Below are 13,859 nucleotides of genomic sequence, written 5' to 3' on the forward strand. Positions count from 1 at the left end.
AAAATTATCTAATCTATAAAAAAACATGAAAATAACCTCAAAGAGCCTTTATAAATTAGGTTTTGTAGGATTGGTTCCAAATTTCGGATTAATAGCCGGAATGGTTTTAATTGTTCAGGGTTTTATTAGAAAAGACAATAAAATGAAAATAATCGGATTGTCTGGAATTCTTTTCACTCCTTTATTTTGGTTCATTTATCTCAATAGCGATTTTCATAAAGGACATTTAACTCAATTTACAAATCATCGATTGAATGAAGTAGTGAAAGATTTAGAGTTTTATAAAAACAAAAAAGGTCAATATCCGGATAGTTTAGCACAATTAAAACCTCAAAATAAATTCTTTTTGGATGATGAGTTTTTTAGTGATGAATTTAATTTTAAGAAGTCAAAACCTGCCAGATTTTATTACAAAAAAACAGAACAAAATTATGTTTTAAAATCATTTGGACCAGATTTGATATTAAATACAAAAGATGATATTTATCCAGAATTATAAAAAAAGCCCGGATGAAATTTTCATCTGGGCTTACTTTTTTAACAATAATAATTCGTGAATTCGTGGCGAAAAAACAATTATTTAACAATCAGTTTCTTCGTCACATTCACATCATCTGCCTGAATATGTACTAAATATAAACCAGCAGCTAAATGATGATTTACAGTTCCTGATGCCGAAAGTCTTTCCGCTACAACCTTTCTTCCATTCATATCTGTAACCGTAATTGTTGCTGGGGCTTCTCCCTTTAATTCCGGTAACGTTACATTAAAAAAGTTTTCTGATGCCGGATTTGGATAGATCCCTACCAAAGCTGAAGTATCTTCTTTTATGATTTCTTCCTTAACACTAACCGCAGTTTTTGACATTGTGGTCGTCTCCAATTGCCATTGTGCACTGTACCAGCCATCCTGAGAATTTCCGTATTGTGCAGAACCTGTTTGGTTTTCTACGTGAACAATGTTTCCGGTCTGCCATCTGTTTCTGATTCTGATCCATGTTCCGTCTATATAATCCGCTGACCATTGTGCGCTCCAGAAAGTAGTATCTGTTACATTCGACTGAACATTTCCGGTTTGACTTTCGATATTCATCAGTTCACCAGTCGCCACATTTTTCAAGACAAAATAAGTCGCGTCAATAGCAATTTTCTGCCATTTGTAATTGTTATTGGAAGCTGTTGCCCCATAACCTACATTCGCTCCATTATCCGACAAATAAGCATTTGTCCATCTGTTTTTGATGGTATAATACGTTCCTGTAGCCGTTGAAACCGTAATGGCACAAGTGGCGGTTTTGCTTCCGCTAACTGTTGTTACCGTAATCGTTGCTGTTCCGTTTGCCACAGCCGTTACTACTCCAGAAGCATTTACCGTTGCCACAGCTGTATTACTTGAGCTGTACGTTACGGCTTTATTCGTCGCATTGGCAGGCAGAATTGTAGGTGTAAGCTGTTGTGTTCCGCCAACAGACAATGAAGCTGATGTTGGGCTAAGACTAACGCTTGTTACTGCTACATTTACAGCATTTACTGTTACCACACAAGTTGCTGTTTTGGCACCGTCCTGAGTTGTTACCGTTATCGTAGCAGAACCCGCTGTTACGGCAGTTATTAATCCTGCAGCATTTACTGTTGCAACGCCTGTATTAGAGGAACTGTAAGCAACTGCTTTATTGGTTGCCGTTGCAGGAGCAACTGTAGGTGTTAACTGTTGCGTAGCACCCACTAATAAAGTGGCCGTAGTTGGAGCAAGTGTAACTCCCGTAACTGCTACTACAGTACCAGGATTGCTGTCGTACCACGTATTATTCATGTACCAACCGGTTTTGTTTCGGCTTAAGTCGGCCGTTTGATTGGTACCATCGTTAAATATTACATTCGTAGAAGTTACATTGGTAAAAGTATAACTGTACCAACCATTACCTGTATCTGTCATGTTTACACCAGGCCAGCTAGCATTTGCCAAAACCCCAGCCGGTAATGCACTCCAATAGTAAATTTTGATACCCGTTCCCCAAGTAGATGGTTTATAAAAATAAACGGTAAAATTAGTATTGGCATTTACCGTAATGGTTGCCGAAGCTATTTTATTTCCGTCTTGTGTAGTCGCTGTAATAGTTGCTGTTCCGGCAGAAACTGCTGTTACAAGTCCGCTTGAATTTACAGTGGCAATGGCATTATTACTCGAAGACCAGCTTACCGTTTTGTTGGTCGCATTGGCAGGAGCCACTGTTGCGCTAAGCTGTTGCGTATTGCCGGCATATAAACTTGCTGTAGCAGGTGAAACACTCACAGATGCAACAGGAATTGCCGCCACGGTTATGGCTGATGTAGCCGTTTTATTTCCGTCAACGGTTTTAACTGTAATTGTTGTGGTACCCGCTGAAACTGCCGTTACTAAACCATAAGCGTTTACCGTTGCTACAGCGGTATTTCCCGATGTCCAGGTCAGGTTTTGGTTGGTGGCATTTGCCGGAGCAATTGTAGCATTAAGCTGCTGTGTTGAACCTAAACCAACTGTAGCTGTTGCCGGATTAACCGATACTCCCGTAACAGCTACCACCGGAACATTGGCATTGGTTAAAACCAAATATTCATAAGCTGCAAATGATCGTGTAGCGCCTGCTGTTAGCGTTACAGAAGCATTTCCGTTATACGGATTTACATAGGTTCCCGCTAATGCTGCCGGAATAACATACGATTTAGAAGCATTTCTTAAATTCGACATTACGACTACTTTTTCAGCACCTAATGTTTTGGTAAAAATACTAATATCATCATTCGCATACATCGTTAAATCGCCTCGACGAATGGCTGCACTGCTGGTTCTGAAGTTCAATATTTTAGCAAAATCAGCCGCAGCGGTTGGATTTTGAGACCAATTGAATTTAAAATTGTTCCAGGGCCAATCTGTTTTGGGTTCGTAATCGATTTCCTGTCCACTCATTAAAAAAGGAACCCCTTTCATATAAGCCGAAACCAGGAAATTAGCAACAATACCATTATGATTATTGAAGATTACAAAAGGTCTCTGTACCCCATTTTCATTGGTGTAAGTATCATGATTCCCGGTGTATCGAACAGCCTGATTGGATCCGGTTGCATTTACATATTCATAATCATTGATGGTTTGAAATCGTTGCGAAACAGGTCCTCCGGCAGCAACATCTTTTAGAGCGTTCCAAAACCATCTGTCACCAAAATTCATATCGAATCCGGCAGTAAAATTAGCCTGTCTGTCTCCTTCAGCAAGCATCAGTAATTTATGCGTATTGATTCCACGGATATTTCCAATTACTTCCGACCAAAAATCAAGCGGCGGATTATTAGCATAATCACAACGGTAACCGTCGATATTTGCCGCCAAAATCCAATAACGCATAGCATCTTTTATGGCGTTTCGTGTCGCCGAACTATTAAGGTCAAGAGCAGCAATATCTGAAAAATTACCTAATTGCTGAATGGTTGTTCCGCTACGCAAATAATACTCAGGATGCTGGATTGTCCAGGGATTATCCCAGGAAGTCCCGTTGATAGCAATATCTAAAATAACAGCCATTCCACGGCTGTGTGCTCCATCAACTAAAGTACGAAGGTCAGACAACGAGCCATATTCAGAAGCTACGGCTTTAAAATCTTTAATACAATAAGGCGAAGGCGAGCTTCTCGAATCAGTACCATGAGGGTAAATGGGCATTAAATAAATAACATTGGTCCCAAGTGCTTTAATATTATCTAATCGGGCGGTTACTCCGGCTAAATCTCCGTTAGCACTAAACGGACGAATATGTACCTGATACATGTTTATATCTCTGGTATCGGGAACTCCTGCGAAGGGGGTGCCGTACTGAGGTGGATCTTGTGCATAAACGGAACTTGCAAATAACATCAGAAAACAAATTAATGCTTTGCTGATCTCCAATAATCTTGTGATTTTTTTAATTTTCATAATTTTGGTTTTTGCATGCTTGTCAGCATCTTTAACTAAAATTCATTCTCACTTGCATTGTTTTTTAAATTTGACAAACATTGGTTGGTTAATAGTCTTCAAGTAGTAAATTTTTAATTTTTGCCCAAAAATTAGACAATCGTTTTCCCTGCCACGAATGCACGAATTTTTTTTCCAGTTTATTTTTATGGAGAAAAACTTAATTCGTGAATTCGTGGCAAAAAAACTTTTTAATAAATGCGATTCTGTAATCTTACAACTTCTTCAATCCCTTTAATTCTGAAGCAGTTCCTTCTTTGATGCTGATGGCAACACCACCGCCCGAAGCCAGATATTGTTTTAAAATTGTTTTGGAGGTTACAACAACTTTAGAAACGGTATATTCCTGAGGATTTTTATCCCAATTGGCCTCTTTTGCATCGGCATAAATAGTGGCGATGAATTTTTTTCCGGCTGGTAAATAATCAAAAGTGATGTTGGCAGTTCTGGCGTTTTCATCGGTGATTCCACCAATAAACCATTCGTCTTTTCCTTTAGCTTTACGGGCAATTGTAATGTAATCTCCAGGTTCTGCTTCCAGAATATAACTGTTGTCCCAGTCCACAGCAACATCTTTGATAAACTGAAAAGCATCTGGAAAACGCTCATAATTTCCCGGAATATCAGCTGCCATTTGCAACGGACTGTACATCGTTACGTAATATGCCAGTTGTTTCACCAAAGTGGTGTTGACACGCTGCGTGCTTCCTGTTCCGTAATACGAAAGATCGGTCTGGAAAATCCCTGGTGTGTAATCCATTGGGCCACCCATTAAGCGGGTAAAAGGTAAAATCGTGGTATGATCCGGTGCTAATCCTCCCATTGATTCAAACTCCGTTCCACGGGCAGATTCCTGTGCAATCCAGTTTGGGAAAGTTCTATTTAAACCTGTTGGGCGAACCGCTTCGTGGCTGTTAATCATAATTTTATAATCGGCTGCACGTTTGGCTACATGAATGTAATGATTCACCATCCATTGTCCGTCATGGTGTTCTCCACGTGGAATAATTTTACCTACATAACCTGTTTTTACAGCATCATAACCATTGTCATTCATAAACTCAAAAGCACGGTCTAAACGACGCTCATAATTGGTTGCTGATCCTGAGGTTTCGTGGTGCATGATAATTTTTACTCCTTTTGAAGCGGCATACGCGTGAACTGCTTTTACATCAAAATCAGGGTAGGCGGTTACATAATCAAAAACTTCCTCTTTCCAGTTGTTGATCCAGTCTTCCCAACCGATATTCCATCCTTCGATAAGGATGGCATCAAAACCATTTTTTGAAGCAAAATCTATGTATTCTTTAGCTCGTTCAGTCGTAGCACCGTGTTTTCCGTTTGGCGTTAATTTGGAAAAATCATCCGTCAGTTTTACATTGTTTTCTTTTCCGAAAGCCCAGGTGCTTTTTCCGGCTACGAAATATTCCCACCAAATTCCGATGTATTTTACCGGTTTTATCCAGGAAACATCTTTATAACTGGTTGGTTCGTTTAGATTCAGAATTAATTTTGATGCTAAAATATCAGTTGCTTTATCACTTACCACAATCGTTCTCCATGGCGATTGTGCATCTGTCTGCATATATCCTTTTGCGCCAACAGCATCTGGTGCCAAATGACTTTTCATTTTGTTAGTTGCTGCATCCACTTCCAGATACATCGCAGGATAATTGATCAGACCCGCTTCGTGAATGTTGATGTACAAACCGTCATCAGACTTCATCATTGCTGGCGTTTGCACCGATAATTCTTTGATAGGCCATTGCGAATTGATTTCGATAGTGGCTTTTTTCATCAACGAAGGAAGTTCAGAAATCTTAGAAGTCGTATAAGCATATTCGTTGGTATCATAATCTCCCGGAATCCAGAAAATTTTATGATTTCCAGCCAAATTAAATTCGGAACGCTCTTCTTTTATTACAAAATAACTCAAATCATTTTGCTTCGGAAACTCATATCTAAAACCTAATCCATCGTTGAATAAACGGAAACGAATTCGGATAAATCGGTTGTTGTTTTTCGCTTGCGCTAAAGTGACAACCAATTCGTTGTAGTTGTTGCGAATTGTTTTTTCTTCACCCAAAACCGGATTCCAGGATTCATCAACAGAAGATTGAGCCGAATTTGTAACGGTAAAACCATCCATAAAAGAAGGCAAATCTTTCAGTTCAAGCCCTAAAGAACTTGGTTTTACGACTGCTTTTTGTTTGTATGATAATTGGTAACTCGGAATACCGCCTTCTTTTAATTCAAATTTTAAAGAAAGATTTTTATCTGGCGAAGAAATTTCCTGGGCCTGGGCCCATAAAGAGCTACCGAATACAAAAAGCAACACCGCTATTTTTTTGCCAAAACGAATTTGAAGCAACATTTTTTGAGATTGAAAATTCATGTTATTTAGTTTTTTGCAAATCTAATTTATTTTTAAAGTTGCTTCTCTTTTATTTTGTTAATATAAGATATTCATATCCTGACAAAGATACCTCAGCACCCAAATTTATTGTTGCTCCTGAAAGAGCGTCTTTCCAGGTTCCTTTTAAACTTGGAGCTACAAGATATTTTACGGATCCGCTTGTCAAATTAGACAAAACCAAAACCTTTTCAGCGTCTTTTTCCATAGTAAAAGCACTTACGGCATCGTTACTATATCCTTTGAAAGTTCCTTTTTTGACCGCATTACTGGTGTTTCTGAAAGCAATAATTTTTTTGTACTCAGCAAGTAAGTCAGCGTCAGCAGTGGACCAGTCAATTGGCGTGCGGGAGAAATAATCGATTTTTTGATCGTATCCAATTTCCTGAGCGTTATAAATCATCGGAACCGATTTCATATAAGCCGCTACTACAAAGGTTGCCACAGATCCTTTTTTACCTCCAAAAAGTTGGATAGGTGTTCCTTCAACCCAATTTACATCGTGGTTGCTGGTGTATCTTACAATTCTGTTTTCTTCGTTATAATTGCTGGCATATTCTGTAGCATTAGAATCCTGAATGGTGGTTGCAGGTTTTCCTTCTTTGAATACTTTTTCTAAAGTGCTGAAAAAATTAAATCCAAAAGTATAATCGAAACCAGCCGTAAAATGATTGACTTTTGTTCCCTCAGCCAGCATTAGCATATTTTGTTTTTTAATTCCTCTGATTTTTGTAATCGCTTCGGACCAAAAATTTTGCGGAACAAAATCTGCATAATCGCATCGGAACCCATCAATATTGGCAGTATAAACCCAATATTCCATGGCGTCGATCATAGCCGCTTTCATTTCACTATTATTAAAATCCAATTGCGCCACATCATTATAATTGGTTCCCGGAGGAATAATAATATTTCCGCTTGCATCTTTCTGGTACCAGTCAGGATGCTGCGTAATCCAGGCATTATCCCAGGCGGTATGATTAGCAACCCAGTCCAGAATTACAGCCATATCTTTTTTATGTGCTTCTTCGACTAATGTGCGAAGATCTTCCAGAGTTCCAAAATCAGGATTCACCGCTTTGTAATCTTTAACTGCGTAAGGCGAACCTAATTCCCCTGTAGCTCTTTCTTCTCCCACAGGAAAAACAGGCATTAAGTAAATTACATTTACACCTAAATCCTTAATTTGAGTCAGTCTTTCCTGAACTCCTTTTAAGGTTCCGGCCTGACTAAAAGCGCGAATATTTACCTGATAAATTACAGCATCTGCTTTGCTTGGCATTTTTTCGAAAACCGACCCATATTGAGTATATGGAGAAATCGGAGCTGAATCGTCATCAGATGAACTACAGGAAACAAACGCTAACGCAAGCAGTAGTCCCAAAACGATTTTTATATTAAATTTCATAATTTTTTGAATTTTAGTTTTTAATAAGTTCCGGGTTTATTCCAGAACTTCTACTGTTTTCAGGTCATTAAGAATAGCCTGCCTTTCACGAATGAAAGACAAGCATTCTGTAACCAAACTAACTTAGAATTTTTTATTATTTTTTTGTAATGGTGTACGTCGCTGTTGGAGGATATCCAAGGTTAGCAGGATCGACATCATTTATTGACAGGGTAATTTCGTAAGTACCGGCTTCACCAACATAGTGCGCACCCGGATCATCAAGATGTACCATTCCGTCTGTTGTGTTTTTTGGTCCGTAATTGATCGTCCAGTTGTTATTTAGTCTGAATTTTACGTTTCCGGCAACCAGCGTCGTGGTAATTTTCCAGATTTTAAGCTGATGATCGTATGACATTGGTGTACTGTTGTCCCAGCTTCCAGCGGTTCCGTCTCCTACAATTCCCCACGAATAAGGAGTTGCTGACCATTTTAAGGTGTTTAGATTGGCTTTTACCTGATACGTTCCTGCGCCTGGCATTACCAAATCAGTATCGCTCATGTTTTTAAGGTTTCCAGCTCCGTCATCTCCATAAAATTGTGCCCAGTTTCTTGCTGTGTTTAATTTAAAGCCTAAACCAGCTCCTTCCGGAATTTCAACATAACCCTGATAAACACCGGTTTGTATGGCACTTAAAGCAGCAGCTGTTTCTACAGCCCATCCCTGATAACTTCCCGGCATATAAATTTCGCCAAAAACAACCTTTTTTTCATAAGGCGTAACCGTTAAGGTAATCTCATTCGAATACACTTTATGGTCTAAACTGGCTTCTACACGAACAACTAATTTTCCTGGAATATCAATAGCAAGTCCTAAATCTGTAGCTATTTTGTTTAAATCTCTTCCTATTAGAGCTTTGCTTAAAACATCTTCGCCCACTTCAACCCTTTTGGCTTTTTGCCAGGCAGTTGGACCTGTAATACCTGAGATTACATCAATTTGTAAAGCATACGTAACTGCTGTACCAACAGGAAATTGGACTGACGGCCATGAAAACAGCACAACAGATTCATCTGAATTATCTTCTGTAAGTACCAATGTGGTTGCAGAAGCCTCAATGTCTGCCGGAAAAGTAACTTTTTTCAAAGTCGTTGTTTGGGCGGATTCATTTTCACAGGAGGCACCCAAAAAAAGCAAGCTGCCTAATATGAATAATTTATTTATATATTTTTTCATGATAGTTTGTTTTTATTGCGGGTAGCCCGGATTTTGTTTCAGCGCTTTATTTGCATTTAAAGCAGATGTTGGAATAGGGAATAACTTTCGGAAATCAGGCGATACACCTCTGAATTCGTTTGCTAATAAAAATTTATTAAAACGAATCATATCCTGTCTTCTGTGGCCTTCCCAGTTTAACTCAAAACCTCTTTCGTTATAAACATCATCCAGTGTTGGGTTTGCATCCAGTGCATTTAATCCAGCACGTTGTCTGATTTGATCTACAAAAGGTTTTGCTGCTCCAGGATTTCCTAAACGAACATTACACTCCGCTATCATCAAAAGCACATCAGCGTATCTGTAAATCGGAAAATCATTAGAAGCTCCTCCTCCGGTACTTACTCCAGCAGGATAAAATTTTACATTACGAACACCTGCCTGCGGATCTGCTCCCGGAAGATCTATAGACTGAACAGTTAATGAATAATTAACTCCTCCAGGCTGTTCGCCTACTAAAAACTGCTTTTTACGAATATCGTTATCTGCATATTTCAGGTAATATTGTGTTGGGACAATAGTACCATTCCAGCCACTAAATCCAAATACAGCTTGTGCATGAGGACCATAAAGGCTTCTAACGCCGTAAACATTACGCGACAAAACATCAACAGTAGCATAAATGGATAAAATAGTTTCATCCTGAGGTGAAACATCCCCAAACAATTCATAATATTTATTTCCTAAAGGATTAGATGCGTCAGCAGCACCTGAGTGAAGTGTAAATCCGCCTTCGCTTACTTTATTACAAGCCGCAAGACATTCATTCCATTTTGCTTCGCCAGTATAAACCTCAGCATTCAGATATACTTTTGCCAATACGGTATAAGCTGCCCATTTGTTGAATCTTCCGTAATAGTCTGCTCCTTTGGTACCCGAAAGTAATTCTACATTGTCTTTTAGTTCCTTTACAATAAAATTATAAATTTCTTTACGGCTCACTTGTGGAATTTTATCTCCATCAATTTTGTTTTCTGTAAAAAAAGGAACATCTCCAAAATCATCAATCAATAAATAATAGAAAAAAGCACGCAATGTTTTCGCTTCGGCAATTTTTGAAGCATCTGCATTTGATTTTTCTAATAATTCTATTGCTAAATTGGCTTTGAAAATACATCTGTACAGCCAGTTCCAGGTATTGTCGATGATACCTTCAGTTGGCAACCAGCCATGTTTATGGAAACGTGCAAAATCCTGTTGCCAGTTACCATCATTTCTATGCGGAATAACCTGTTCATCAGATGCCATGCAATTCATGTCATACCAGCCATTATCTGCTCCAGCATAGCCTACACCATTATATCCGTCTCTATTAAATTCTCCCGGAATTTGGGCGTAAATGCTTGCAAGTAAACTATTGGTTCCTTCGGGAGTTGCGTAAAACTCATCTGCAGGATATTGGTCATATACCGTTTCACTAACATCGGTACAACTAAACAAGGCAAGGAAACATAAGCTTCCAGCCCACAATATATTTTTAATTTTCATTTCTTTTACTATTTAAATTTTACACTTAAACCAAATGCAATACTTCTGGTACGAGGATAAATCCCTCTGTCTCCACCAAAGTTGTCTGCAGGATTCCCACTTCCACTTATATTTAATTCCGGATCCATACCTGTATAATCAGTAAAGAGTAATAAATTATTTCCTGTAAGAGAAAGTCGAACCGAATCAACATATTTATCTGTAAAACGGAAACTATAACCCGCTGTAATATTATCTAATCGAATAAAAGAACCATCTTCTAACCATAAATCTGAGCTGTAGGTAGAAGTAACAATTCCTTTGTCAACAGCGCTTTCTAAAACATTCGATTTACCAACATTCTCCAGCATGCTTAACCTTTGATTAAGTGCATTGTAAATTTTATTTCCTCCTGAACCTCTCCATAACATCGAAACATCAAAATCTTTATATCGATAAGATGGGTTGAAAGCAAAAGTATAAGTTGGTAAAGCGGAACCTGCGTAATAACGATCCGGGCTATCGGCATTTTGATTGATAACACCTCCGCTTCCGTCACGATCCAATACTGTTTCTGCATTATTACCATCTACCCCCGTAGATTCCAGAATATAAAAGGCTCCCACTGGCTTTCCTTTTACCAAATAAGAATTTGCAGTTCCCCAACCTACGTAAGCCGTCGTTAGATCCTGACCATTATAATTTCCGTTTAGGTTAAGTACTTCATTTTTCATAAATGAAACGTTACCTCCTACTGTAAGGGTGCTGTTGTCTGTTTTGATGACATCATACGCCAATGAAGCCTCCAATCCTTTATTTGAAATACTTCCTACATTCGCTTTTATGTAATTGTAGTCGTTTCCTTGCTGAGTTAAGGTATAATCCAGTAATAAATCATCGGTTGTGGCATCGTAAACATCAACCGTTCCTCTTAATCGATTGTCTAAAAGGGCAAAGTCAAGACCTATATTGGTTTGTTTTTTCGTTTCCCACTTCAAGTCAGGATTTGCATTTTGTTTTGCACCATAATTTGTGATTTGTGATCCTCCAAAATAAGTTAATCCACGGTTACCGATTAAGGCGATAGAGTTTTGAGGCATAAGCCCCTGTTGGTTTCCTGTTACACCATATCCTGCACGCAATTTCAATTCAGTGAACAAACTTTGATTCTCCATAAAAGACTCCTTGTTGATTTGCCAGGCTACAGATGCAGATGGAAAATCTCCCCATTTATTGTTTACCCCAAATACAGATGCACCATCACGTCTGAAACTCCCTGTAAACAAATAACGATTAAGCAAAGAATAGTTTACACGTCCTAAAAAAGAGACCAATGTTCTGTCGTTTTTGTATGATGTCATATCACCAGGAGAAACTTTAGAAAGATCCCCTAACTGAAGCGCATTGTAAGTAGTCTTATCACTGATAAACCCTTTTACACGTGCATAATTTCCCTGATAGGTCTGATTTTGCCATTCGTATAGCGCCAATGCATTTATACTGTGAACACCAAAAGTTCTTTTATAGGTAAGACTGGCATTCATCAGTTTTTCGTTTTGCTTTTGGTCTGTAATGTCTGCATATCCCTTTTGATCAATTGCATAGGCATTTGTCGATGCGGCAGGCAGATAATAACCAGACATTACATTTGTTTTTCTCCAGCTTCCAAACCAGCTTGCAACCAAACCTTTGGCTACATCCAGATCTGCTTTCAGACTTCCAAATAAATTATCTTCCTGTCTTTCATTGGTAACCGTTTGTGCCGCTGCATAAGGGTTTAAATATTGAAACACATTAGGATCTGTAAAATAACTTCCATCCGTATTATACACAGGATCTGTTGGTCGCATCAAATAGGCATTTGTAATCAAATTTGACATATAGGCCGCTGTCCCGATATCGCCAATAGAGTTATTGCCATTGATAATCCCGTTAGTCAAATTAAAAGTCAGTTTTAATTTATCATCAAGGGCTGTTTGTGTTGCCTGAACACGTCCAATGTATTTTTTATTATTTGTGTTTATAACAACTCCATCCTGTAAAATAGCTGTTATAGAAGCTCTGTAGTTAAATTTATCCGTTCCTCCACCAAAAGACAAAGTATGCGTTTGTGTGATTCCGGTTTGTGTCAAAAGACCATACCAATCCGTATCTGAACCATGATTGGATGAAGCTGGCACTCCTAATGTTTGAGCCGTTTTCCACCATTGATTCGCATCTAGCATATCCAGTTTTTTTGGAATGAAATCTAAAGATGTAGAACCAATATACTCCAAGGTAGTTCTTCCTGCTTTGTTCTTTTTTGTTGTTACAATGATTACACCTGGCGCTCCTCTTGAACCGTAAACCGCAGTAGCCGAAGCATCTTTCAAAATATCCATGCTTTCAATTTCGCTAGGCGGAACCTGATTTAGCAAATCCATATTTCCCTGGATTCCATCTACCACTACCAATGGATCGTTTCCTCCAATCAAAGAACCAATTCCGCGAATACGAACACTTGGCCCTGATCCTGGTTCACTACCAATTTGTGTAATATTTACACCCGCCGCTTTTCCTGAAATCAACTGTAACGGATTTACAATAGCCCCCTGATTCATCTCTTTTGCATTGATAGAAGAAACAGCTCCCGTAACATCTCTTTTAGCTGTAGAACCATATCCTACCACTACAATTTCCTGTAAATCTGTAGTATCCGGAAAAAGCTGAATATTGATGTTTTTCTGGTTAGCAACCACTCTTTTGGGTTTGTATCCAATAAAAGTTACTACAATTACTGAGTTGCTGCTTTCAACTGTAAGTTTATATTTCCCGTCAAAATCGGTCACCATACCGTTTTTTGATCCTTCTTCAAAAACGGAAGCTCCAGGTAAAGGCATACCATTTTCATCGGTAATAATCCCGGATACCGTTATCTTCTCTGGTTGTATAGTTTCCGTTCTGAGTTCCGGCTTTTTTAGGATAATCTGCGTATCTCGCACCCTGAATTCAGTAGGAGTTCCTTTAAAAAGTTTATCCAAAACAATATCGATCGATTGATTTTTAACTGAAATCGAAATCACCCGGTCTAAGTCGATATCATTCAGTTTGTAAATAAATCTAAAATCTGTTTTTTGTTCTATGGTCTCAATAACCTTCTCGATTGTTGAATTGTTTAATTCTAAAGTTACTTTTGTTTTTTGGGCATAAGTATTCCCTCGAATATTAAACACGGCGACCAAAATAAGTAAGGCTGTTAGTTTCAATTTTAGGTCAATTTTGAATATTGGGAACAAAAATCCCATATCCTTTGATTTTTTTTTCATAATTTTGTTAATTGATTGTAGTTA

7 protein-coding genes are annotated in these 13,859 nt (G+C 38.4%); 1 reads left to right on the plus strand and 6 read right to left on the minus strand.

All coding sequences use genetic code 11. The annotated features are described in order from the left end of the window. The first annotated feature begins 25 nt into the window (after window positions 1–25). Window positions 26–499: a hypothetical protein gene (locus GON26_RS19625; RefSeq protein WP_160376472.1), complete on the plus strand. Its 474-nt coding sequence runs from the start codon at window positions 26–28 to the stop codon at window positions 497–499. 77 nt (window positions 500–576) lie between these two features. Here GON26_RS19625 and GON26_RS21700 read toward each other — a convergent pair whose 3' ends face one another. The 6 genes from GON26_RS21700 to GON26_RS19655 form a co-directional block, all read right to left on the minus strand. Then, complete coding sequence (locus GON26_RS21700; protein ID WP_160376473.1) at window positions 577–3,948, minus strand: Ig-like domain-containing protein; 3,372 nt, start codon at window positions 3,946–3,948, stop codon at window positions 577–579. Between the two features lie 253 nt (window positions 3,949–4,201). Further along, window positions 4,202–6,382 carry a glycoside hydrolase family 97 protein gene (locus GON26_RS19635; RefSeq protein ID WP_202110906.1) on the minus strand — a complete coding sequence of 727 codons (2,181 nt, stop codon included), beginning with the start codon at window positions 6,380–6,382 and terminating at the stop codon, window positions 4,202–4,204. Window positions 6,383–6,431: 49 nt separating this feature from the next. Further along, window positions 6,432–7,808: an alpha-amylase family glycosyl hydrolase gene (locus tag GON26_RS19640; RefSeq protein ID WP_160376474.1), complete on the minus strand. Its 1,377-nt coding sequence runs from the start codon at window positions 7,806–7,808 to the stop codon at window positions 6,432–6,434. Between the two features lie 136 nt (window positions 7,809–7,944). Next, window positions 7,945–9,024, minus strand: a complete 1,080-nt coding sequence (locus GON26_RS19645; protein WP_160376475.1) for a SusE domain-containing protein — start codon at window positions 9,022–9,024, stop codon at window positions 7,945–7,947. A gap of 12 nt (window positions 9,025–9,036) precedes the next feature. Then, complete coding sequence (locus GON26_RS19650) at window positions 9,037–10,551, minus strand: RagB/SusD family nutrient uptake outer membrane protein (protein WP_160376476.1); 1,515 nt, start codon at window positions 10,549–10,551, stop codon at window positions 9,037–9,039. 8 nt (window positions 10,552–10,559) lie between these two features. Further along, window positions 10,560–13,835: a TonB-dependent receptor gene (locus tag GON26_RS19655; RefSeq protein ID WP_160376477.1), complete on the minus strand. Its 3,276-nt coding sequence runs from the start codon at window positions 13,833–13,835 to the stop codon at window positions 10,560–10,562. Window positions 13,836–13,859 lie beyond the last annotated feature (24 nt).

Source organism: Flavobacterium hydrocarbonoxydans, from assembly GCF_009789235.1.
Classification (GTDB): Bacteria; Bacteroidota; Bacteroidia; order Flavobacteriales; family Flavobacteriaceae; genus Flavobacterium; species Flavobacterium hydrocarbonoxydans.

Excerpts from the sequence above, each read along its gene's own strand:
- GON26_RS19635 (WP_202110906.1), bottom strand. The coding sequence starts at position 6,382 with ATGAATTTTCAATCTCAAAAAATGTTGCTTCAAATTCGTTTTGGCAAA.
- GON26_RS21700 (WP_160376473.1), bottom strand. The coding sequence starts at position 3,948 with ATGAAAATTAAAAAAATCACAAGATTATTGGAGATCAGCAAAGCATTA.
- GON26_RS19645 (WP_160376475.1), bottom strand. The coding sequence starts at position 9,024 with ATGAAAAAATATATAAATAAATTATTCATATTAGGCAGCTTGCTTTTT.
- GON26_RS19650 (WP_160376476.1), bottom strand. The coding sequence starts at position 10,551 with ATGAAAATTAAAAATATATTGTGGGCTGGAAGCTTATGTTTCCTTGCC.
- GON26_RS19655 (WP_160376477.1), bottom strand. The coding sequence starts at position 13,835 with ATGAAAAAAAAATCAAAGGATATGGGATTTTTGTTCCCAATATTCAAA.
- GON26_RS19640 (WP_160376474.1), bottom strand. The coding sequence starts at position 7,808 with ATGAAATTTAATATAAAAATCGTTTTGGGACTACTGCTTGCGTTAGCG.
- GON26_RS19625 (WP_160376472.1), top strand. The coding sequence starts at position 26 with ATGAAAATAACCTCAAAGAGCCTTTATAAATTAGGTTTTGTAGGATTG.